This is a genomic window from Cryobacterium sp. 10I5 (assembly GCF_035019865.1).
Classification (GTDB): domain Bacteria; phylum Actinomycetota; class Actinomycetes; order Actinomycetales; family Microbacteriaceae; genus Cryobacterium; species Cryobacterium breve_A.
In genome coordinates, this window is sequence record NZ_JASJVI010000074.1 from 1 (window position 1) to 19,572 (window position 19,572).

Sequence of the window (19,572 nt, forward strand, 5' to 3'; positions counted from 1 at the left end):
GTGTCGCCCATACAACGGCGACACTCGGCGGCAACGGCGACAGTGGGCGCGACCAGCCCATTTCCGGTCGCACCGATTGCGCGGGAACGGTAGCGCAGCATCCGCTTTTCCCCTAATATGTTTATAGCTACAACAAATCATCAACGTCGCTGACAGACAAGGAACCTCATGGCCATCACGCCTACCCCCGCAGACAAATTCTCCTTTGGCCTCTGGACCATCGGCTACAACGGCGCTGACCCGTTCGGCGGTCCGACCCGTCCGCCGCTCGACGTCGTCGACGCCGTGGAGAACCTGGCGAAAATCGGGGCGTACGGCCTGACCTTCCACGACAACGACCTGTTCCCGTTCGGCTGCACGGAAGAGAAGCGCCAGTCGCAGATCGACCGCGTGAAGCAGGCTTGTGCGGACACCGGCCTGATCATTCCGATGATCACGACGAACCTGTTCAGCGAGCCCGTCTTCAAGGACGGCGGCTTCACCTCGAACGACCGCAGCGTCCGTCGCTTCGCCCTGCGCAAGGTGCTGCGCAACATCGACCTCGCCGCCGAGCTCGGCGCGAAGACCTTCGTGATGTGGGGCGGGCGCGAAGGCGCGGAGTACGACTCGGCCAAGGACATCCGCTCGGCTCTCTCCCGCTACCGTGAGGCCGTCAACCTGCTCGGCGACTACGTCACCGACAAGGGCTACGACCTCCGCTTCGCGATCGAGCCCAAGCCGAACGAACCCCGCGGCGACATCCTGCTGCCGACGATCGGCCACGCGATGGCGTTCATCACGACCCTCGAGCGCCCCGAAATGGTCGGCGTGAACCCCGAGGTCGGCCACGAGCAGATGGCCGGGCTCAACTTCGCCGCCGGCATCGCTCAGGCGCTCTACCAGGGCAAACTCTTCCACATCGACCTCAACGGCCAGCGCGGCATCAAGTACGACCAGGACCTCGTCTTCGGCCACGGCGACCTGCACAACGCCTTCGCCCTGGTCGACCTGCTCGAAAACGGCGGCCCGAACGGTGGCCAGGCCTATGAGGGCCCGCGCCACTTCGACTACAAGCCGAGCCGCACCGAGGACATCACGGGCGTCTGGGACTCCGCCAAGGCCAACATCCAGACGTACCTGCTCCTCAAGGAACGTGCCGCGTCCTTCCGTGCCGATCCCGAGGTGCAGCAGATGCTCGCCGCCGCCAAGGTGCCCGACCTCGCGCTGCCGACCCTCGGCGAAGGCGAAACCTACGACGACCTGCTCGCCGACCGCGCCTCCTACGAAGACTTCGACACCGACGCGTACTTCGGTGGCAAGGGCTTCGGCTTCGTCCGCCTGCAGCAGCTGGCCCTCGAGCACCTGCTCGGCGCCCGCAACTAACACCGCATCACCTGCGCGCCCCGGCCGGCGTGTCACGCTCATCTGGGGGGCGCGACAAACCGGCCGGGGCGCGTTCGCGCACGTCACCCGCACGTCCTCACCCGCACCTCACCCCTCTCGAAGCGGAGAATGTAGTCATGTCACTGGTTGCCGGAGTCGATTCCTCGACCCAAAGTTGCAAGGTCGTCGTTCGTGACACGGAAACCGGTGCGCTCGTGCGCAGCGGCCGCGCCGTTCATCCCGAGGGAACAGAGGTCGACCCGCAGGCATGGTGGGACGCACTGCAGGTCGCTGTCGCCGACGCCGGCGGACTGAATGATGTCGCCGCGATCTCGATCGCTGCCCAGCAGCACGGCATGGTGGTCCTCGACATCGACGGCCGCGTCATCCGCCAGGCCCTGCTCTGGAACGACACCCGCAGCGCCCCCGCCGCCGCGGAGCTGATCGACGAGGTCGGCGCCGCCGAATACGCCCAGCGCACCGGACTCGTGCCCGTTGCCTCGTTCACCGCGACGAAGCTCCGCTGGCTGCGTGACGCCGAACCGGGCAACGCCGCACGCGTCGCCGCGGTCGCACTCCCCCACGACTGGCTCACTTGGCGGCTGCGCGGCTTCGGCCCGGCCGACGACAGCCCCCTCGGCCCCGACCTGACCGAGCTGACCACCGACCGTTCCGACGCGAGTGGCACCGGCTACTGGTCGCCCAGCACCGGCGAGTACGACCTCGACCTCTTCGAGCGGGCCCTCGGACACCAGGCCGTGCTGCCTCGGGTGCTCGGCCCCGGTGAGATCGCCGGAGAGACGGTCGCGCTGAGCCTCGCCGCCCCTGACGAATTCGACGGAGATTCCGCCGATTCGACACCTGGGACGACGAGTACGTCGTTTACCGACCCGAAATCTCCGTCGAATTGGTTGCCCGCCGGCATCGTCGTCGGCGTCGGCGCCGGCGACAACGCGGGCGCCGCCCTCGGCCTCGGAGCGGGCGACGGCGACGTCATCGTGTCGATCGGCACGAGCGGCACCGTCTTCGCGGTGACCACGACCCCGGCAACGGATGCGACGGGCACGGTCGCCGGGTTCGCCGACGCGAGCGGGCTGTTCCTTCCGCTCGTCGCGACGCTCAACGCCGCGCGCGTGCTCGACGCGGTGCGCGGACTCCTCGGCGTGGACCACGACGAGCTCGGCCGCCTCGCCCTCGAGGCGGAGCCCGGCGCGAACGGCCTCGTACTCCAGCCCTACTTCGAAGGCGAGCGCACCCCGAACCTGCCGCACGCGACCGCGACGCTCTTCGGGCTCACCCTCGCCTCGACCACCCGGCCGAACCTCGCCCGCGCGGCGATCGAGGGCCTGTTCTGCGGGCTCGCCGACGGCCTCGAGGCCGTGCGCGGCCAGGGAGTCGTCGTCTCCCGCGTGCTCCTGATCGGCGGCGCCGCGCAGAACCCCGCTGTCCGCGGCATCGCGGCGCAGCTCTTCGACACCCCCGTCGTCGTTCCGTCCCCCGGCGAGTATGTCGCCGACGGTGCGGCCGTCCAGGCGGCGTGGACGCTGACGGGAGCGCGACCGGAGTGGCGCATCTCGCTCGCGGCGGAGCCGACGATCGACTTCCGCCCCGTCATCCGCTCGCAGTACGCCGCACACCGCGTGGAGGCCTGACCCACCGCCGGCGAGCAGGAATCCCCCCGGCCGCCCCACGGCCGGGGGGCTTTTCTCGGTTCTGCAGGAGAGTCTCAGGCTCCCGAGCACCATCCCCGCGCCCGGCATGCCACAATGACAGGCATCTGCCGAACCGCGACCCGAACCGCGACCCGGCCCGCCAGCCCCAGGAAGGGGATGGACCGATGAGTCCGTCATCCAGGCTGCCCACCCTGCTCGACGTGGCCACCGCCGCCGGGGTGTCCCTCGCCACCGCTTCGCGCGCCCTGAACGGGAGCTCCCGGACCGTCAACGGCGACTACCGCGACCGGGTCTTCACGGCCGCCGCCCAGCTCGGCTACACCCCCAACCTCTCGGCGCAGGCGGTGGCCACGGGAAGTACCCGGACGATCGCGCTCCTCGTCTCCGACATTGCAGACCCGTCCGACGCCTTCCTCGCGTCCGGCGTGATCGACGCGGCAGCGGATGCCGGCCTCACCGTCACGGTGACCGTCACCGCCGGCGACCCTGACCGTGAACTCGCACTCGTCCGGTCCCTGCGCGGGCAGCGCCCCCGGATCCTGATCCTCGCCGGACCGCCGTCTCCCGAGGATGCAGACGGCACATCGCTCACGGCGGAGCTGCGCTCCTTCGAGACCGGCGGTGGCCGGGTGGTCGTGCTCGGCGAGCGTTCCCTCGGCTTCTCGACCGTCCCGCGCAGCGGTGCCGGCGCCGAGGCGGGGCCGGCGTCCCTTGCCGCCGTCGGTCGCGCGGCGGTCGCCCGAGCGCTCGTCCTTCCGGCCCCCGGGCCCGGAACGTCGTCGTCGACCGTCGCGACCTGATTCCGGCCGGCCGCGCACCGGCAGCCGCACCTCATCACCTGGTTCCAACCCTCCTCACAGCTGGCTCCCAGCCCGATGGCACGGGGCGTGGAGGTGGACGGCCTAACCTAGATTCGATAAGTCACTCGCGACGAAACGGTGTACAGGGTCTATGAACAGCAACCTCCCCGGCAAAGGCACGCCCCCGAAGAAGGACCGCCGCGACGCGGCACGGGAGAGCGCCCGCCTGATGCGTGAAGCCCAGCAGAAGAAGGACAAGCGAAACAAGCTGTTCCTGCGCGGCGGCATCGGCGCCGGCCTGGTTGCGATCGCCGTGGTCGTCGCCCTCGTCATTGTGAACAGCAACGGCCCCGCCGCGGCCGGTCCCCTCAACATGGCGAGCGATGGCGTTCTGCTCACGGGCGACGGCACCACGATCACCGCCGTCCCCACGGTCGCCCTCGCCGCGGACGCCGCGCCGGTCGCGACCGACCAGACGAAGCTCACGAACACCGCGAACATCGTGGTCTACGCCGACTACCTGTGCCCGTATTGCGGCCAGTTCGAGGCCACCAACGGCACCGCGATCAACCAGTGGGTCACCGCGGGCAACGCGACGCTCGAGTTCCACCCGATCTCCATCCTCGACGCCAACTCGGCGGGCACGAAGTACTCGACCCGCGCCGCGAACGCCGCCGTGTGCGTGGCCAACTCCCAGCCCGCCGTATTCCCGGCTGTCAACGCCGCCCTGTTCGCCAAGCAACCAGCCGAGAGCACCCCGGGCCTGACGGACCAGGAACTCGCGAGCCTCGTCACGACGGCCGGTGTCACGGACGCGAGCGTCACGAAGTGCATCACCGACGGCACCTTCAAGTCCTGGGTCGGTAACGCGACCAAGCGTGCCCTGGCCGGCCCGCTGCCCAACTCGACGACCCTCACCAAGGTCGCCGGAACCCCGACCGTGCTCGTGAACGGCGTCGCATACACCGGCTCCCTGACCGACGCGAAGGTGTTCTCCACCTTCGTCCAGGACCAGGTCACCGCAGCCGCCAAGAAGTAGGCGGCCGCTGGTGCAGCAGCCGGGCCCGGAACGGCCGGGCGTGACGGCCCCAGAGGTCTTCGGCGAGACCGTCGACGACCAGACGCGGTGTGTGCACTACAACACGGCAGCGGATGTCGTCGCGATCCGGTTCTACTGCTGCGACCGGTTCTACCCCTGTCACCTCTGCCACGCCGCCGCGGCCGATCACGCCGCGCGGCAGTGGCCGGTCGGGCTGTGGGCGGAACAGGCGATCCTCTGCGGGGTCTGCCGCAGCACCCTGAGCATCACCGACTACCGCACGGCGACCCACTGCCCGCACTGCACGGCCCCCTTCAACGACGGCTGCCGGGCGCACGCCCACCTGTACTTCGAGGTGCCCAGCCCCTGACCCCGTTCTCGATCTGAGGTGTCACATATCGACGTTCCCGAGGCCCGGGAACGTCGATATGCGACACCTCAGCGCGGTCAGCGCGTTGGGGTCAGCGGGTCAGGCCGGCGGGCAGCGGGGAGTTCACGTCGGCGACGAGGTAGAGGCGTTGCGTCGCACGGGTCATAGCGACGTACAGCGCTCCGGCCCCGCGCTCCGAGGCGGCCACAATGCCGGCGGGATCGACGACGATCACGGCGTCGAACTCGAGGCCCTTGGCGTCTCGGGGGCCGAGGAGCGCGATCTCCCGCATCAGCCCGAGCGCGCCGAGACCGACCCGGTCCCCGAACTCGGCGGCGAGTTCCGCCCCGACGGCCTCCAACGCCGCATCGGCTGCGATCACGGCGAGGGTGCCGCCCGCACGCAGCGCGCGCTCGCGGCGAACCGCGGTCGCGACATCCGCTTCGACGGCTATCGGCCACTCACTCGCACGGACCGACCGCGAGGGCGTCACCGGCAGGCCATGCGCGATTGCCATGTCCTCGGCCGCGGTCGCGATCTGTCGGGGTGTGCGGTAGTTCACGGTCAGTTCCTCGAGGCGCCAGCGCCCGGCCTCGAGGGAGGCGTCGAGGATAGGCGCGAGGGCCTCTTTCCAGCTGCCGGAGGCGGAGGCGGACGCCGCCTGGGCGATGTCGCCGACGACCGTGAACGACCGGCGCGGTCCACGGCGCAGCAAGAGCCGCCACTGCATGGGTGAGAGCTCCTGCGCTTCGTCGACGACGACATGGCCGTAGGTCCAGGTCCGGTCGACGGCCGCACGCTCGGCGGTCGTGGCCCGGTCGCCGAGCTCGGCGAAGTTGTCCGCGAGGGCGCGGGCGTTGACGAGGCCCTTCACGTCCATGTTCGCGATCGCGAGTTCGGCATTCTCGATGTCGCGTTTGCGCTGTTCCTTCTGCTCGCGCTTGAGTGCGACGTCGACGACGTTGTACTCGCCGAGGTGCTCGGCGGCCTCGTCGAGCAGCGGGATGTCGGCGATCGTGAACTCGGCGTCCCTGGCCCGGTGCAGGAGCGCCCGCTGCTCCGCACTCCAGCCCGGGGTGAGTTCGGCGAGCCACTGCGGGCGCGCGTAGAGGTCCTGCACGAGCTTCTCGGGGGTGAGCGGAAGCCATGCGGTGTTGAGCGCCACGCGCACGTCCTGGGCAAGCCGCAGGTCCTCGCGCAGCATCGGCAGGTCGCTCTCGTCCATCGAGGCGCCGCCCTGCTGCAACTGCCGCAGCCAGTCCCGCGCGAGGGCGCCGATCGCGGTCTTCACGAACGTGACCCTCGCGAGGTTGTGCGGCTTTCCGCCCTCACGGGCCTTGGCGATCGCGTTCGCGACGAGCTGCGGGCTCAGGGTCAGCCTGTCGCCGTTGACCTCGAGCTGCCGGGTGCCCACGGGGATGCGCTGTCTGGAGCGCACCGCATGCGCCACGAGCGCGGCCATGAAGCCCTGGCCCTTGAGCGCCGCGACGGCTGGCGCGTCCTCGCGCGTCGCTTCGACTCCAGGGTAGAGCTGACCCACGCTCGCGAGAACGACTCCGGTCTCGCCGAGCGACGGCAGCACTGCCTCGATATATTGCAGGAACGAACGGGATGGCCCCACGATGAGCACGCCGTTGTGCTTCAGGCGATCGCGATGCGTGTAGAGCAGGTACGCGGCACGGTGCAGCGCGACGGCGGTCTTGCCTGTCCCTGGCCCGCCCTGGACGACGAGCACTCCGGCGAGGTCGGAGCGGATGATCCGGTCCTGTTCCGCCTGGATGGTCGCGACGATGTCGGGCATGTGCCCGGTGCGCTGGGCGGTCAGCGCGGAGAGCAATGCTCCCTCACCCTGATGCTCGGAGGACTCTCCGCCGAGCAGTTCGGCGTCGAGGATCTCGTCCTCGATCCGGATGATGGTCCGCCCCTTGGACTGCAGGTGACGCCTGGCCCTGGCTCCCAGCGGAGTCGCGGCCGTCGCCTGGTAGAAGGCACTGGCCTGCGGCACCCGCCAGTCGAGCAGCATCGGCTGCAGGTCTTCGTCACGCAGCCCGACCCTGCCGATGTAGCGGAACACGGAGTCGCCGCTCGCATCGTCCGCGGCGAGTTCGAGCCGGCCGAACGCCAGCCGGTCGTCGATCTCCCGCAACTGCACGATCCGGTCCTCGTAGAGGCGCGCGAAGGTGTCCCGCTCGGAGCGAGTCTGGTGATTTCCCCCGACATCGAGCAGCCGTACCGCCGTCAGCTGGTCTTCGGCCTCCCGTTGCAGCGCGTCGAGACGCGCGTACAGCGTTGCCACATAGTTCTGTTCCCGTTCAAGCTCCAGGTCGACCACCGAAACACCCCTCAAATCCGACATTCGAGTTTACCCGACGCAGATGGGTGCTCCATTCGGCGAGGCCCCTCGAACGCGGAGGTTAGGCTGGCCCTGTGTGAACACGCTCCCATCACTGCGGTCTCATACGGGCACACCCGTCGAAAGGCGGGGTCGCAAAGGCACGGGACCTTCGGGTTAGCCGGCCTACACACTGACAGGGGAACACGCGCGATGGCCGCCACATCAGGGCAAACGTCGACAATTCGGCCTTGGCCGAACCCGTTCCGACGGCCAGGGGGCATGACCGAGGGAACTCGATGGCTGTTCGGCCTCGCGGCCGTCGGCTCGGTCCTGTTCAACATGCCGGGCATCGTGCTCATGGCGAGGGGCGGACTGCTGGTCCTCGGGATCGTGACCGGTGCGTTCCTGATCGCGTCCTGGTACCTCTGCTTCGCGCGCGGCCGGGTCCCGATCCCGCTCGAATTCGGCGACGCGGTTGCCTTTGTCCTCTTCGCCCAGGCGTTGCCCAACCCCGTGGGAATGCTCGCCGTGGTCTTCGCGTCCATCTGGGTGCGTGGCCTCTATGGGTCAACGCTGAGATCGGTGCTGCGAAGTTGCCTCGCCTCCCTGTCGCTTGTCCTCTCAGTTTCACTGTGGCCCCTCTTTCACGAGGTTCCCCTGTGGATCGGTGTCACCGATACCCTTAATGCAATTCCGCTTCTCTTCCTGACGATGCTGATCGCACGCCAGTTGAGCATCGTCCTGCTCTCCCGAGAACAGGGCATGCTGCGCGACAGGGAACTCGCCGTGACCGGCTCGCTGCTTCTCGGCGCCAGCGACGCGGAAGCCATCGGGGTGATCGGCTGGGCCGGTGCGCAAAGTATCTGTGCCGCCACCCCCGGACTGCGCGTGCTTCGCGCCGTCCTCGACGGCCCGGTGCTCCGCGTCGACGCGGTGTCGGGAGAGTTCTCCTCGATCCCGGATGCCGTGCCCTCGACGGTCATGACGTTATGCCCCAGCGCGAGCGACGCGCGGGTCGGTGATGCCGCGCCCCTCGATGCCGCCGTCGGTGAGCGGCTGGCCTGGGCGTGCCTCGCCTCGGACGTGCGGACGAACGCCTGGATCCTCGTCGGAGCACCGAACGTCGTCCCTCCGGAAGCCCTCGTCGCGGTGCGCGCCCTGTCCATTCAGGTTGCCCTGGCGCTCCGCAACAGCTCGGTGCAAGAGGAGCTGCTTGTCCAGGCCAGCTCCGACCCACTGACCAGGCTGGACAACCGCGCCGCGTTCACCGCCCGGCTGACCGCGATCCTCGCCGGGGCCAGGCCCACCGATGGCCTGCATGTGCTCTTCCTCGACCTCGACGACTTCAAGGACGTCAACGATATTCTCGGCCACCGGGCCGGCAACGACCTCCTGGTCACGGTCGCGGACCGGATGCGCACGCACACGCGCCCCGGAGACGTCTGCGCGCGGCTCGGCGGCGACGAATTCGCCATCGTCCTTGCCGGTACGAACGAAGCGGATGCCCTCGAGATCGCGCGGCGTCTCGGCGCGGCGATTGCCGAACCCGTGCGTCTCGGTGCAGAGACCGCGCAGGTCGGCGTCAGCATCGGCCTCGCGACCGCGGCAGCCGGGATCGACGTCGAGGACCTGGTGCACCAGGCGGACGTGGCCATGTACGCGGCGAAGGCCAACGGCAAGAACCGCGTCCAGGTCTTCGAGCCTGGCCTCCTCCGCGTGGACAATCCCCGGGTCACCTTCGAATGGCAACTCGCGGCCGCGGCGGCCGCCAATGAGCTCGTCGTGCACTACCAGCCCATCCTCGACCTCCCCGGGCTGCAGTGCACCGCTGTCGAGGCGCTCGTCCGCTGGCAACACCCGGAACGCGGCTTGCTCTACCCCGGTGACTTCATCCACGTCGCTGAGCGGACCGGCGCGATCATCGGTATCGGCGCTTTCGTGATGCGACGCGCCTGCCTCGACGCCGCGGCGTGGCGGAAGGCTAATCCTGGAGCGCCGTTGGCCGTGCACGTGAACGTTTCGGCCCACGAGCTCGACCGTGAGGGGTTCGTCGAATCGATCATCGGCTGCCTGGCCGACACCGGGACCCTCGCGAAGGATCTCGTCGTCGAACTCACCGAGACGGTCGTGCTGGATTCCCCCGCCGCGATCGGTCGCCTCCGTGCGATCGGGGCGCTCGGCGTCGGGATCGCACTCGACGACTTCGGCACGGGCTACGCCTCCCTGACGTCATTGCGCGCGCTCCCCGTCGACGTCGTGAAGATCGACATGAGTTTCGTCGCCGGCGCGGTGTCCATTCCCTCCGACCGCTCCGTCATCGAGGCGATCGTGCGCCTGTGCGCCCAACTCGGGATCGCGACGGTCGCAGAGGGCGTCGAGCGGCTTGATCAGGAGCGCCTCCTGGGAGACCTCGGCGCGGGTGGGGTGCAGGGCTACCGCTATTCGCGTCCCCTGTCGGCCGCCGACCTGACCGGCTGGCTGGCGGACAATCGCGCCGGAGCGAACGGTCCAGGAGCGGATGTCGGGGGATTGCTCCGCACGAGCGTCTGAGATCAGGACGCCCGGTCTCAGGAAGCGACGACACAACGACGGCCCCCGGGCGGAGCACTGCGAGTTTCTGCAGTGCTCCCCCCGGGGGCCGATTCGTTTGGTTCCCGTGGTGGACGACCGGCGGGTCAGTCGCCCTCGACCCTGACCGTCTGGATGGTCCCGGTGAGCACCCCGATCAGGCGATCACCGTCGAATTCCGACGTGGGCGCATCCATCACGATCTTCCCGAGTCGCAGCACCACGACCCGGTCGGTGACCTCGAGCACGTGCGGGAGGGTGTGCGAGATGAAGATCACGCCGAGCCCCTTCGCCTTGGCCGCCCGTACCACCTGGAGCACCTCCCCGGCCTGCCGTGCGCCGAGGTGGTTGGTCGGCTCGTCAAGGATGATCACCCGGCGCGCCCAGGCCACGGCGCGACCGATCGCCACTGCCTGCCGCTGCCCGCCCGAAAGCTGGGACACCGGACGGTCGGACGCCGGAACGGCGATCCCGACGCGCTCGAGGTCCTCGTGGGCGTCGTGCTCCATCTCCTTGCGGGCCAGGAAGCCCATCTTGCCGAAGACTCCCTTGACGGTCTTCTCCCGGCCGAGGAACACGTTCTGCGACACCGTGAGGTGCGGGGCGAGTCCCGAGTCCTGATAGAGGGTCTCGACGCCGGCCTCGAGCGCTTCCCGGGGCGAGCCCCAGGTGCGCTCGACCCCATCGAGGTAGATCTTCCCGCCGTTGGGCTGGTGCGCCCCCGAGAGGACTTTGACGAGCGTCGACTTGCCTGCGCCGTTGTCGCCGACCAGGCCGAGCACCTCGCCGGCGTGCAGCTTGAGGCTCGCACCGTCGAGGGCCACGACCGACCCGTATCGCTTCGAGACGTTCTTGACTTCGTAGATCACTTCGCCGGTCATTATTTTCTTCCGTTCTTGCTCTGCAGCGTCTGCGCAGCGACCGCCGCGGCGATCAGGATGGCCACAACGACCTTCTTCCAGTCCGGTGCAACGCCGACCATGATCAGTCCGGACTGCACCGTGAAGAGGATGAGCGCACCGAGCACGGTGCCCCAAATCCGGCCGATGCCACCCATCAGGGAGGCGCCGCCGATGACGACCGCGGCGATGGCGTCGAGCTCACGCCCGGTTCCCGATGACGGCGAGCCGGCACCGAGGCGCAGGTAGACGTACATCCCGGCGAGGCCGGCCAGGGCTCCGGAGAGCGCGTAGACCAACGTCAGGTGGCGTTCGACGTTGATGCCCGCGCCGCGGGCGGCAAAGGTGTTCGAGCCGATCGCGTAGGTGTAGAGGCCGAACCGTGCCTTGTGCAGGAACAGGCCGGCGATGGTCACTACGACGATCACGACGATCAGAGCCCACGACAACGGGTTCGTCTTCGGGTCCATTGCGGCGATGAGGTCGAAGTTGTTCGCGGATCCAATCGGCTGCCCGCTCGAGATGATCACCGAGAGCCCGAGGGCGGCCCCCATCGTCGACAGGGTCGCGATGAAGGGGACGATCCGGAGCTTGTTGATCAGGAAAGCGTTCGTCAGGCCCACGAGGAGCCCCACTCCCACCGACACCAGCGTGCCGATGAAGAGCGGGCCCGACGCGTCCGAGCCGGACACCGTCTGGTCGACCTTGAGGACGTTCGCCATCGTCCAGGCCGACACGACTCCGCTGAGGCCGATGATGGCACCGACCGAGAGGTCGATTCCGCCACTGATCACCACGAAGGTCTGGCCAACTGCAATCAGGACGACCGATCCCCAGTCCGTGAGGATGTTGCTGGCGGTCAGTGCGGAGAAGAACTTGGGCTCCAGCACCGAGAAGACGACGATGAGCAGTACCATTACGCCGATCAGGATGGTGCTCTGGTTCGACGCGAGGGTGCTGATCCGCGCCGTGAGCGCGAGCGGAACCGGCTTCTGTTCCGCCGGGATGCCCGGCTTCCGCGTAGTGGTTTGATTGCTGTTGGTCATGATGACTCCCTGGCTCTTGTCGTGAAGTACGGGAAGCGTCAGTTACTTGACGTAGGTGTACTTGGCGAAGTCAGCGTCGGAGGTCTTCGAGTCGAGGACAACGTTGGGGATGACGACTTCGTGCTCGGTCGCCGTCTTGCCGGTGTTGATGAATTCGACGAGGGTCTTGATGGCCAGGCGCGCCTCGGCGGCGGGGTCCTGGGCGACGAGGGCGGTGAAGATGCCCGACTTGATCTTGGCGACGTTGTCCGGGTATGCGTCGTAGCCGACGAGGCCGATCTTGCCGCTGAGGCCCTTCGACTCGAGCGCGGCGGCCGCACCGGAGGCGTTCGTGCCGTCGATCGCGAAGATGCCGTTGAGGTCCGGGTACTTGGTCAGCCAGTTGCTCACGTTCGTGGCGGCCGTCTCCGGGTTGGACTCGGAGTATGCCACGTCGACGATTTCCACACCGGGGTACTTCGCGGCGACCTGGGCCTTGAAACCGTCGAGGCGGCTCACGTTGGTGGTGGCGGTGGCGCTGGTCAGTCCGACGACGACCTTGTACGAGCCACCGGTCTTGTAGCCGATCTGGGTGGCGAGCGCGTCAGCGGCCTTGGCGCCGCCGTCGGCGTTGTCACCGGTGATGAAGCTGACGACGTCCTTGAGGTCGCCCACGTGGGTGTCCACGTTGACGACGGGGATGCCGGCCGCGGTGGCCTTGGCGACCGACGCCTGCAGGGCCTTCGGGTCGGTCGGGATGAGCACGAGGCCGGTGGGCTGCTGCGCGAGTACGGCGTCGACGATCGGGATCTGGGTCTCGGCCGAGTACTTCGCCGGGTCGCCCTGCCAGATGAGCTTGACGCCCTCGGCCTTGGCTTCGTCCTCTGCGCCGACCTTCATGGCCTGGAAGAACGGGTCGGACTCTGCGCCCATCACGAACGCGATGGAGATGTCCTTCTTCGCGGTGGCCGTCGTCGACGAACCGGTGCTCGCCGTCGTGGAGCAGGCGGTCATCGAGATGGCGAATGCGGCGGCGACGCCGACGGTGGTGATCGCTCGGTAGGAACGCTTCATGGAGGTCTCCTTTGACACATAAGTGCAACTGCAGATGCAAGTGCAACAACCGCTTGCGAGATCGTTCTCGCAAACTTGTATAAGATTGCAGCACACAGCACCGCGGCGCAAGCCTGTTCGGTAACGTTTCGATTACGAGGATTGTTCATGGCTGAACGACGAAATCACGCTCCGACGATCGTCGACGTCGCAGAGCAGGCCGGGGTCTCCCGAGCCACCGCCTCCCGGGCCCTCTCCGGGTATGGGCGCACGTCCGCGGCCACCGTGGAACGCGTCCGTCGCGCAGCAGACGAGATCGGCTACCGCCCGAACGAACTCGCGCGGGCGATGCGCGCCGGCTCGACCGGCACGATCGGACTCGTGGTCATTGCCGACTTCACGAACGCCTTCTTCGACCGCGCCACGAAGTCCATCGTCGATGCGGCGCGAAAACGCGGCTACCAGGTCCTGATCAGCAACACCGACGAGGACGCCGAGGTGGAGCGGAGGGCCATCGAGACTCTGCTCGAGAAGCAGGTCGACGGCCTGATCGTGTTCCCCTCCGCAACCGGCCACAGCGAGCACCTCGAGGCCGGAAACCTGGGCGGCCGCCCGCTTGTGCTCGTCGACCGTCGCCTGGACGATCTGGGGGTCAGCACGGTGACGACTGACGACTACACCGGTACGCGGGAGGCGGTCCGCAATGCCGTGGCCCTCGGGCACACCCGGCTCGGTTTCCTGGTCACGGCAGCGAATATCGCGGGCCACACCGTGGCCCGGCCGCCCGCACTGATCTCGAGCGTGCGGGACCGTGCGGATGGTTTCGCCGCTGGAGCGGCCGAGGCGGGCATCCCTCCCGAAGACCAGGTCTGGCACTTCAGCGAAGACGTCCCGGAGTCATCGGAGGCCGCTGTTGCGGCGATGCTCGATCTGGACGCCCCGCCCTCGATCATCTTCACGTCCAACAACGACATGGCTTTGTCCGTGCTCAAGGTCGCCGGTTCGCGCGGGCTCGCAATCGGACGCGAAGTGTCCCTGGTCACGGTCGACGACAGCCCCTGGGCGGCATACATGGTCCCGGGCATCACGGTCGTCGCCCGCCCGGTCGAGCAACTTGGAGAGCTCGCCGTCGAGCGACTCGTGGCCGAGATCGAGTCTCCGGGGCAGCCGGTTGAAGACATCCAGCTCCCGACGGAACTCATTCCCCGGGCGTCGGTTGCTGACCTCAGGACCGCCACGCCGGAACGTTAGACCGCTGGACCGCTCAGGCAGGCACGCTGGGCCGCACCACGAGCACCGGGCAGTCCGCGTGTCGCACACACTGCTCGCTGACAGACCCGAGGAGCATCCCGGCGAGGCCGCCGCGCCCGCGGGAGCCGACGACCAGCATCCGTGCCCCACGGGACACGCTGATCAGGCAGCTGAGCGGTGTCGCGTACGCCGCCCGGTACTCGACGGGCACTCCCGGGTGCTGCGCCACGATCGGTCCGGCATCGGCCTCGAGCTTCTCCCGTACCACGCCGGCATAATCGGTGAGGGGCGAGACGTAGCCGAACTTCCAGTCGGCCGGGCGCGGGGCCGTGTCGATCGACCAGGCCCGAACGACGACGACGGATGCGCCGAGCGGGCCCGCGAGGTCGAGGGCAACCTCGAGCGCATGGTTCGCGTAGTCTGAGCCGTCGTGCCCGACGACGATACTGCCCGTGGGAGCTGGTGACTGGTCTGCATCGATGCCTGACATACCCCCACGCTACTCCCGGCGAAGGGGGCGCGACAGAAATCAACCCCGACCTCGAGAAAAACCACTGGCGCTGCTCCGCACCGTCATCCCCGGCGTCAGCCCCGCTCCGACCCCGATCGTTTGCCCGGCCCGGTTAGGGTGGAGTCATGCCTCTCCGCGCCTCCCAGCGACGAATTCTCATCGCCGTCGCGACGGTCGCCGCGATCGTCGCCGGCGGCTTCCTTGTGCGATCTGTCGTCGTGCCGCAGACAGCGTCCTCCGATCCCGCCGTCTTCGACGCCGGCGCCCTGATCAGCGACTACAACTTCTACAACCCCGATGCGATGACGACCGAAGAGGTGCAGTCCTTCCTGGAAGGCCGGAACTGTGTGCGACGCGACGAGTCGCCGTGCCTCTGGGAGTACCGCGAGTCGACCGCGTCCGAACCCGCGCAGGGCCCCGGTCACTGCGCCGCCTATGAGGGCGCGACGAACGAGCGGGCGAGCTCGATCATCGAGAAGGTCGCCGAGGCGTGCACGATCAGTCCGCGGGTTCTGCTCGTGCTGCTGCAGAAGGAACAGTCCCTCCTCACCCGGCCCAGCGCATCCGGTTACCTGCGGGCGACGGGCTACGGCTGCCCGGATACCGCAGACTGCGATGCGGAGTACTTCGGCTTCTTCAATCAGGTCTATCGGGCCGCGTGGCAGTTCCGGCAGTACACCCAGGAGCCCGAACGCGCCTACAAGGTCGGCGCGGTCAGTGTCGCGTACAACCCCGACTCGGCCTGCGGCGCGGCGACGGTTCAGATCCGCAACCAGGCCACGGCGAACCTGTACAACTACACGCCGTACCAGCCGGATGCTGCCGCACTCGCCGACACGAACGGCGAGGGCGGCGGATGCTCGACGCACGGAAACCTGAATTTCTGGCTGTTCTACAACACCTGGTTCGGGTCTTCGCTGAGTGAACCGTACCCCTCGGTGTTCGCGTCCTGTCTCAATCTCGTCGGCGGGCAGCCGTGCGCCCGCACCGAGCTGATCCCGACGGTCTGATCGGGTAGAGGTCGATCAGTCGCCCGCGGCGGGGGCGCCGCGGCTGCGGCGGAACGTGGACCGCTTGGGCCGCTCACGCAGCTGTGTGCGCACGTCATCGAGGATCTCCGTGACCGTCGCGAGTTCCCCCGGATCGATTCGGTCGAAGAGCATCTCACGGACCAGCGTGACGTAACCGGGCCCGCCCGCGGCGAGCGCAGCCCGGCCGCCCGGCGTGATATGCGCGATCACGGAGCGCTCGTCGCCAGGAGACGGGCGTCGTTCGACGAGCCCGAGGGTCTCGAGCCTGGCCACCTGGTAGGTGAGACCGCTGCGGGACACCGTCAGGGCGTCGGCGATGTCCGTCATCCGCAACCGCCCCTCTGGCGCCTCGAGAAGCCGGAGCAGGATCTCGAACTGGGCGAGGGTCAGTCCCACGGCGTCCCGCAACTGGCGGTCGGCGGCGAACTGCACGATGTTCGCAGTCTCGACGATGGCGGCCCAGGCACGCATCTCCGCGGGCGACACGCTCGGAGCGGGGCCGCTGCGTTCCGGTTCGCCCTGTTCCGGATTGCCGGAAACGGGATTGCCCGCGGGGGGAATACTCACGACTTGCTCCTAGTTGTTTCGAATACGAAGCACTTCCACAAGGGCCACCCCCAGTCTGCCCCCGGCCCGTCACGAAAGAAGACACAATGAGCACCGCCGTCTACACCGCATCCGCCACTTCCTGGGGCGGACGAACGGGCAAGGTCGTCACGAGCGACAACAAACTCGACCTCGACCTGTCCATTCCGGCCGAAATGGGCGGCGACGGCGGAGCGGGCACGAACCCCGAGCAGCTCTTCGCGAGCGGCTGGGCGGCGTGCTTCCACAACGCACTCAAGGGCGTCGCCCGCCAGCGCAAGGTCAACGTCACCGACTCCGCTGTCTCCATCGAGGTACACCTCGTCGGCGGCATGGCCACCGGCTTCGACTTCGAGGTCACGATCGAGGCCCAGCTGCCCGGCGTCGACCCCGTCGTCGCCCAAGAGATGCTCGAGGCAGCCCACCAGGTCTGCCCGTACTCCCGCGCCACGCGCGGCAACATCCCGGTGACCCTCGTCGTCATCCCCGACGAGGACTAACCCGCACCTCCCCCGCGCCCCGAGCGCGAAGCCGAGCGCGGGCCAGCGGATGCCCGAGTCAACGCCGGTGACGGATCCGAACCTTCGCCGGCGCTGGAGTGGGCGCCGGTGTCGGGGTTGCAGTGGGCGTGGGCGTCGGGGTCGCGGTGGGCGACGGAGTGGCGGTCGGCGTCGGCGTCACGACCACGGGCGCCGGGGCGCCGAGGAAGGCCGCGTCGAAGGAGTTCAGATCGACGAGCACGCCGTTCAGGTTGTGCTCGAACTTCTGCTGCACGCCGATCCGCGGGTTCGCGGCGGTATTCCAGCCGCCGTAGGCGACCATAGCGGGCGCGCCCGTGTCAGCGACCCAGCCGCTGTAGTTCACCGCGCCGGCGTTGGTATCCCAGAGCGGCACGTCGGCGAAGTCACTGCTGTTGTTCATGATGCTCGGCCACATGCCCGAGCCGCTGTAGATCACCGGCCGCACACCCATCGCGCGCACCCCGTCGACCATCGCACGGGTCACCGGCGGGCTGCCGGTCTCCACGTCGAGCGCGAAGAACTGCAGTTGCGACTGGTACGGCCCGGCCGCGGCGATGCCGCCCTGCCAGCACGTCGCATCCCGCGTGTACACGGCGATCTTGAGGCCGGCGTCGAGCGCCATCTTGAGCTGCGCCTGGGTGTGTTCCCACGGAGCACAACTGCCCCACGCGGTCGAGTGCATCACGTAGAGGCGGATGCCCTCGCTGTAGGCCTGCGTGAACCAGGCCGGGTCTGTGATGGTGTTCGCGGAGTCGACGACCTTGACGGACGGCGGCGTCGCCGCCTGGGCGGGTGTGACGTTGGTGGGGGCGATGAGGGCGAGTATAGCCAGCGACAGCGCAAGCGCTGCCGCCAGATATTTCTTTTTCATGTGAGGGGACTCCGAAGTACCAGATCGTGGTGCTGAACCCGGTAACTCCAGTGTCAAATCACTTCAGTGTCGCGTTTACGTCGCCGGAGCTGACTGTTCGTCAGACTCAACGGGTGGAACCAGGGGACAAGATAATCTGTCTATAGTGACACATTCTCACGTTCTCTACCAGTCCCCAAAACGGGGCCACGCCGACGCCGCCGACTCAGCCGAGAGCGTAATCCCCGCACTGCCGCGCTCAGCTCCGGCGCGGCCATTCCCGGAGAGGCGGAGGCGTGGACCAGCCTCGGAAACGCCCGGTGAGGGCGACAACCAGGCCGTGAATGCCTGCCGGCCGACTGCCGACATCGCGCGGGAAGTCGTGGCGACACTCAACCGTCTCCCCGGTCCGGCACCCAGCAGACACGGAGGGTCGGGGCGACCGGGCTGCCTAGACTCGCCACGTGCAGCCGGCATCGGTTCGCCATCCGGGGTTCTCCCGGGATTGCGCCCACCATCGGCCGCACGCAATCGAAAGGAACAACTGTGACCCAGAACAAGAACTCCTCGGCTACCGCCACCTCTCGAAAGAAGCGCCTCACGATCGGCGCCGCGTCCGTGCTCGCCGCGGGCGCCCTGCTCGGCACCGGAATGCAGGGAGCAACAGCAGCCCCGCTGGGTGGCACCGCCGAACCGGGCACCCCGTCGACCCCGTCGGCATCTGCCCCCGCCACCCCGGGCGCCTCGTTCTTCGGCTCTGTCGCGCACGAGCTGCGCGGCGACGTCTCGCACGGACAGGACTTCGGCGAGAAGGCCCAGAAGGTCGCCGCGACGATCTCCGATCACGCCGAGCTCTTCGCGAGCCTGCCGGCCAATCTGCAGGCCGACCTGACCACCCTCACCCAGGCCTCGGACGGGGACCGCACCGCCGCCGCCGAATTCATCGCCACCTCGGCTCTCGCCGGCGACTACGGCGAGCAGGCGCAGGCGCTCGCCGGTGCGATCCAGGCCGACCCGGAGCATCCGCTGCGCGCCGCCCTGCACGCCGCACTCGAGGGCAGCCTCGACACCGGGACGACGGGCACCACCGGAACGACCGGCACGACGGGCGGCACGGACACTGCAGCGCCCGGCGGCACCGGAACCGACTCCGGGGGCGGAGCCGCTGTCATCAAGCTCGCCTCGAGCCTCGCCGACAACCCGGCCCTCTTCGACAAGCTCCCGGCCCCGCTCCAGAGCGCCCTGACGGCGCTCACGGCCCTCCCAGCCGACCAGCGGGATGCGGCGGCGCAGCAGATCGCGACCGACGCCGGCGCCGGAACCTACGGCCCGGAGATCCAGAAGATCACCGAGCACCTGACCGACGGGGACACAGCCGCCCACGACACGAGCGACGACGCGTCAGCCCACGGGGACGCGACGTCCGGCCACTAGAACCTGCCGGAACGAACACGGAAGGCCGGGGGCGCAGTGCGCTCCCGGCCTTCCGCCGTCCTACTTCCGATCCAGGTGTCGTTTCGCGATTTAGTTGGCCACTTTCGCAAGGAGTTGGCCACCGATTTCACTAAGAACTGTCAAATCTGTCGCATCTGACTTGGCCACTTGTCAATGGCCCGGGCGTATGTTAACGCCAACCGAAAATAGGGCCACTTCTGCCAACTGAAAACAGGGCCACTCTCGTGTGGTTCTAGTGTGCCGT

At 68.3% G+C, this 19,572-nt stretch carries 17 protein-coding genes and 1 riboswitch; of the genes, 10 read left to right on the top strand and 7 right to left on the bottom strand.

Going from position 1 to position 19,572, the window contains the following annotated elements; genetic code table 11:
• Positions 1–168: 168 nt before the first annotated feature.
• The 5 genes from xylA to QN350_RS15315 all read left to right on the top strand — a co-directional run bounded on the left by xylA (position 169) and on the right by QN350_RS15315 (position 5,244).
• A complete protein-coding gene (gene xylA / locus QN350_RS15295) occupies positions 169–1,362 on the top strand; it encodes a xylose isomerase (protein ID WP_322138079.1) in 1,194 nt (397 codons plus the stop codon).
• Positions 1,363–1,499: 137 nt separating this feature from the next.
• Positions 1,500–3,014, top strand: a complete 1,515-nt coding sequence (locus tag QN350_RS15300; protein ID WP_322138080.1) for a xylulokinase — start codon at positions 1,500–1,502, stop codon at positions 3,012–3,014.
• A 185-nt stretch (positions 3,015–3,199) separates the two neighbouring features.
• A complete protein-coding gene (locus QN350_RS15305; protein ID WP_322138081.1) occupies positions 3,200–3,835 on the top strand; it encodes a LacI family DNA-binding transcriptional regulator in 636 nt (211 codons plus the stop codon).
• 151 nt (positions 3,836–3,986) lie between these two features.
• Positions 3,987–4,874 carry a DsbA family protein gene (locus tag QN350_RS15310; protein WP_322138082.1) on the top strand — a complete coding sequence of 296 codons (888 nt, stop codon included), beginning with the start codon at positions 3,987–3,989 and terminating at the stop codon, positions 4,872–4,874.
• Between the two features lie 10 nt (positions 4,875–4,884).
• The gene (locus tag QN350_RS15315; protein WP_322138083.1) at positions 4,885–5,244 is read left to right on the top strand and encodes a CHY zinc finger protein; all 360 of its coding nucleotides are present in this window, start codon (positions 4,885–4,887) and stop codon (positions 5,242–5,244) included.
• Positions 5,245–5,335: 91 nt separating this feature from the next.
• Here QN350_RS15315 and QN350_RS15320 read toward each other — a convergent pair whose 3' ends face one another.
• Positions 5,336–7,600, bottom strand: coding sequence for a HelD family protein (locus QN350_RS15320; protein ID WP_322138084.1), 2,265 nt, complete (start codon positions 7,598–7,600; stop codon positions 5,336–5,338).
• Between the two features lie 96 nt (positions 7,601–7,696).
• Positions 7,697–7,770: riboswitch (cyclic di-GMP riboswitch) on the top strand.
• An 88-nt stretch (positions 7,771–7,858) separates the two neighbouring features.
• On the opposite strand from QN350_RS15320, the gene QN350_RS15325 reads away from it, so the two are divergent.
• On the top strand, positions 7,859–10,129 hold the full coding sequence (locus QN350_RS15325; RefSeq protein WP_322138085.1) for a putative bifunctional diguanylate cyclase/phosphodiesterase: 2,271 nt from the start codon (positions 7,859–7,861) through the stop codon (positions 10,127–10,129).
• Between the two features lie 125 nt (positions 10,130–10,254).
• Here QN350_RS15325 and QN350_RS15330 read toward each other — a convergent pair whose 3' ends face one another.
• From QN350_RS15330 to QN350_RS15340, 3 genes are read right to left on the bottom strand one after another with little or no spacing between them, the layout of a single operon-like run.
• Complete coding sequence (locus QN350_RS15330; RefSeq protein WP_322138086.1) at positions 10,255–11,028, bottom strand: ATP-binding cassette domain-containing protein; 774 nt, start codon at positions 11,026–11,028, stop codon at positions 10,255–10,257.
• Positions 11,028–12,092: an ABC transporter permease gene (locus QN350_RS15335; RefSeq protein ID WP_281535964.1), complete on the bottom strand. Its 1,065-nt coding sequence runs from the start codon at positions 12,090–12,092 to the stop codon at positions 11,028–11,030. Before QN350_RS15335 ends, QN350_RS15330 begins: the two co-directional genes overlap by 1 nt.
• A 42-nt stretch (positions 12,093–12,134) precedes the next feature.
• Entirely contained in the window at positions 12,135–13,145 is a 1,011-nt protein-coding gene (locus tag QN350_RS15340; RefSeq protein WP_281535965.1) for a substrate-binding domain-containing protein, read from the bottom strand.
• A 147-nt stretch (positions 13,146–13,292) separates the two neighbouring features.
• Between QN350_RS15340 and QN350_RS15345 the strand changes: the two genes are divergently transcribed.
• On the top strand, positions 13,293–14,375 hold the full coding sequence (locus tag QN350_RS15345) for a LacI family DNA-binding transcriptional regulator (protein ID WP_322138087.1): 1,083 nt from the start codon (positions 13,293–13,295) through the stop codon (positions 14,373–14,375).
• Between the two features lie 13 nt (positions 14,376–14,388).
• Here QN350_RS15345 and QN350_RS15350 read toward each other — a convergent pair whose 3' ends face one another.
• Positions 14,389–14,865: a universal stress protein gene (locus tag QN350_RS15350; protein WP_281535967.1), complete on the bottom strand. Its 477-nt coding sequence runs from the start codon at positions 14,863–14,865 to the stop codon at positions 14,389–14,391.
• 146 nt (positions 14,866–15,011) lie between these two features.
• On the opposite strand from QN350_RS15350, the gene QN350_RS15355 reads away from it, so the two are divergent.
• Positions 15,012–15,896, top strand: coding sequence for a hypothetical protein (locus QN350_RS15355; RefSeq protein ID WP_322138088.1), 885 nt, complete (start codon positions 15,012–15,014; stop codon positions 15,894–15,896).
• A gap of 15 nt (positions 15,897–15,911) precedes the next feature.
• Here QN350_RS15355 and QN350_RS15360 read toward each other — a convergent pair whose 3' ends face one another.
• On the bottom strand, positions 15,912–16,484 hold the full coding sequence (locus tag QN350_RS15360; RefSeq protein WP_281535969.1) for a MarR family winged helix-turn-helix transcriptional regulator: 573 nt from the start codon (positions 16,482–16,484) through the stop codon (positions 15,912–15,914).
• Between the two features lie 86 nt (positions 16,485–16,570).
• On the opposite strand from QN350_RS15360, the gene QN350_RS15365 reads away from it, so the two are divergent.
• Positions 16,571–17,002, top strand: a complete 432-nt coding sequence (locus QN350_RS15365) for an organic hydroperoxide resistance protein (RefSeq protein WP_322138089.1) — start codon at positions 16,571–16,573, stop codon at positions 17,000–17,002.
• Between the two features lie 58 nt (positions 17,003–17,060).
• Here QN350_RS15365 and QN350_RS15370 read toward each other — a convergent pair whose 3' ends face one another.
• On the bottom strand, positions 17,061–17,894 hold the full coding sequence (locus QN350_RS15370; RefSeq protein ID WP_322138090.1) for a hypothetical protein: 834 nt from the start codon (positions 17,892–17,894) through the stop codon (positions 17,061–17,063).
• Between the two features lie 525 nt (positions 17,895–18,419).
• Here QN350_RS15370 and QN350_RS15375 point away from each other — a divergent pair.
• Positions 18,420–19,307 (top strand): hypothetical protein, encoded by an 888-nt coding sequence (locus QN350_RS15375; RefSeq protein WP_323502846.1) that lies wholly within the window; start codon positions 18,420–18,422, stop codon positions 19,305–19,307.
• The last annotated feature ends 265 nt before the right edge of the window (positions 19,308–19,572 follow it).

Bases quoted from the DNA above. Each gene is read 5' to 3' on its own strand.
- xylA (WP_322138079.1), top strand. From the start codon at position 169: ATGGCCATCACGCCTACCCCCGCAGACAAATTCTCCTTTGGCCTCTGG.
- QN350_RS15300 (WP_322138080.1), top strand. From the start codon at position 1,500: ATGTCACTGGTTGCCGGAGTCGATTCCTCGACCCAAAGTTGCAAGGTC.
- QN350_RS15305 (WP_322138081.1), top strand. From the start codon at position 3,200: ATGAGTCCGTCATCCAGGCTGCCCACCCTGCTCGACGTGGCCACCGCC.
- QN350_RS15310 (WP_322138082.1), top strand. From the start codon at position 3,987: ATGAACAGCAACCTCCCCGGCAAAGGCACGCCCCCGAAGAAGGACCGC.
- QN350_RS15320 (WP_322138084.1), bottom strand. From the start codon at position 7,600: ATGTCGGATTTGAGGGGTGTTTCGGTGGTCGACCTGGAGCTTGAACGG.
- QN350_RS15325 (WP_322138085.1), top strand. From the start codon at position 7,859: ATGACCGAGGGAACTCGATGGCTGTTCGGCCTCGCGGCCGTCGGCTCG.
- QN350_RS15330 (WP_322138086.1), bottom strand. From the start codon at position 11,028: ATGACCGGCGAAGTGATCTACGAAGTCAAGAACGTCTCGAAGCGATAC.
- QN350_RS15335 (WP_281535964.1), bottom strand. From the start codon at position 12,092: ATGACCAACAGCAATCAAACCACTACGCGGAAGCCGGGCATCCCGGCG.
- QN350_RS15340 (WP_281535965.1), bottom strand. From the start codon at position 13,145: ATGAAGCGTTCCTACCGAGCGATCACCACCGTCGGCGTCGCCGCCGCA.
- QN350_RS15345 (WP_322138087.1), top strand. From the start codon at position 13,293: ATGGCTGAACGACGAAATCACGCTCCGACGATCGTCGACGTCGCAGAG.
- QN350_RS15350 (WP_281535967.1), bottom strand. From the start codon at position 14,865: ATGTCAGGCATCGATGCAGACCAGTCACCAGCTCCCACGGGCAGTATC.
- QN350_RS15355 (WP_322138088.1), top strand. From the start codon at position 15,012: ATGCCTCTCCGCGCCTCCCAGCGACGAATTCTCATCGCCGTCGCGACG.
- QN350_RS15365 (WP_322138089.1), top strand. From the start codon at position 16,571: ATGAGCACCGCCGTCTACACCGCATCCGCCACTTCCTGGGGCGGACGA.
- QN350_RS15370 (WP_322138090.1), bottom strand. From the start codon at position 17,894: ATGAAAAAGAAATATCTGGCGGCAGCGCTTGCGCTGTCGCTGGCTATA.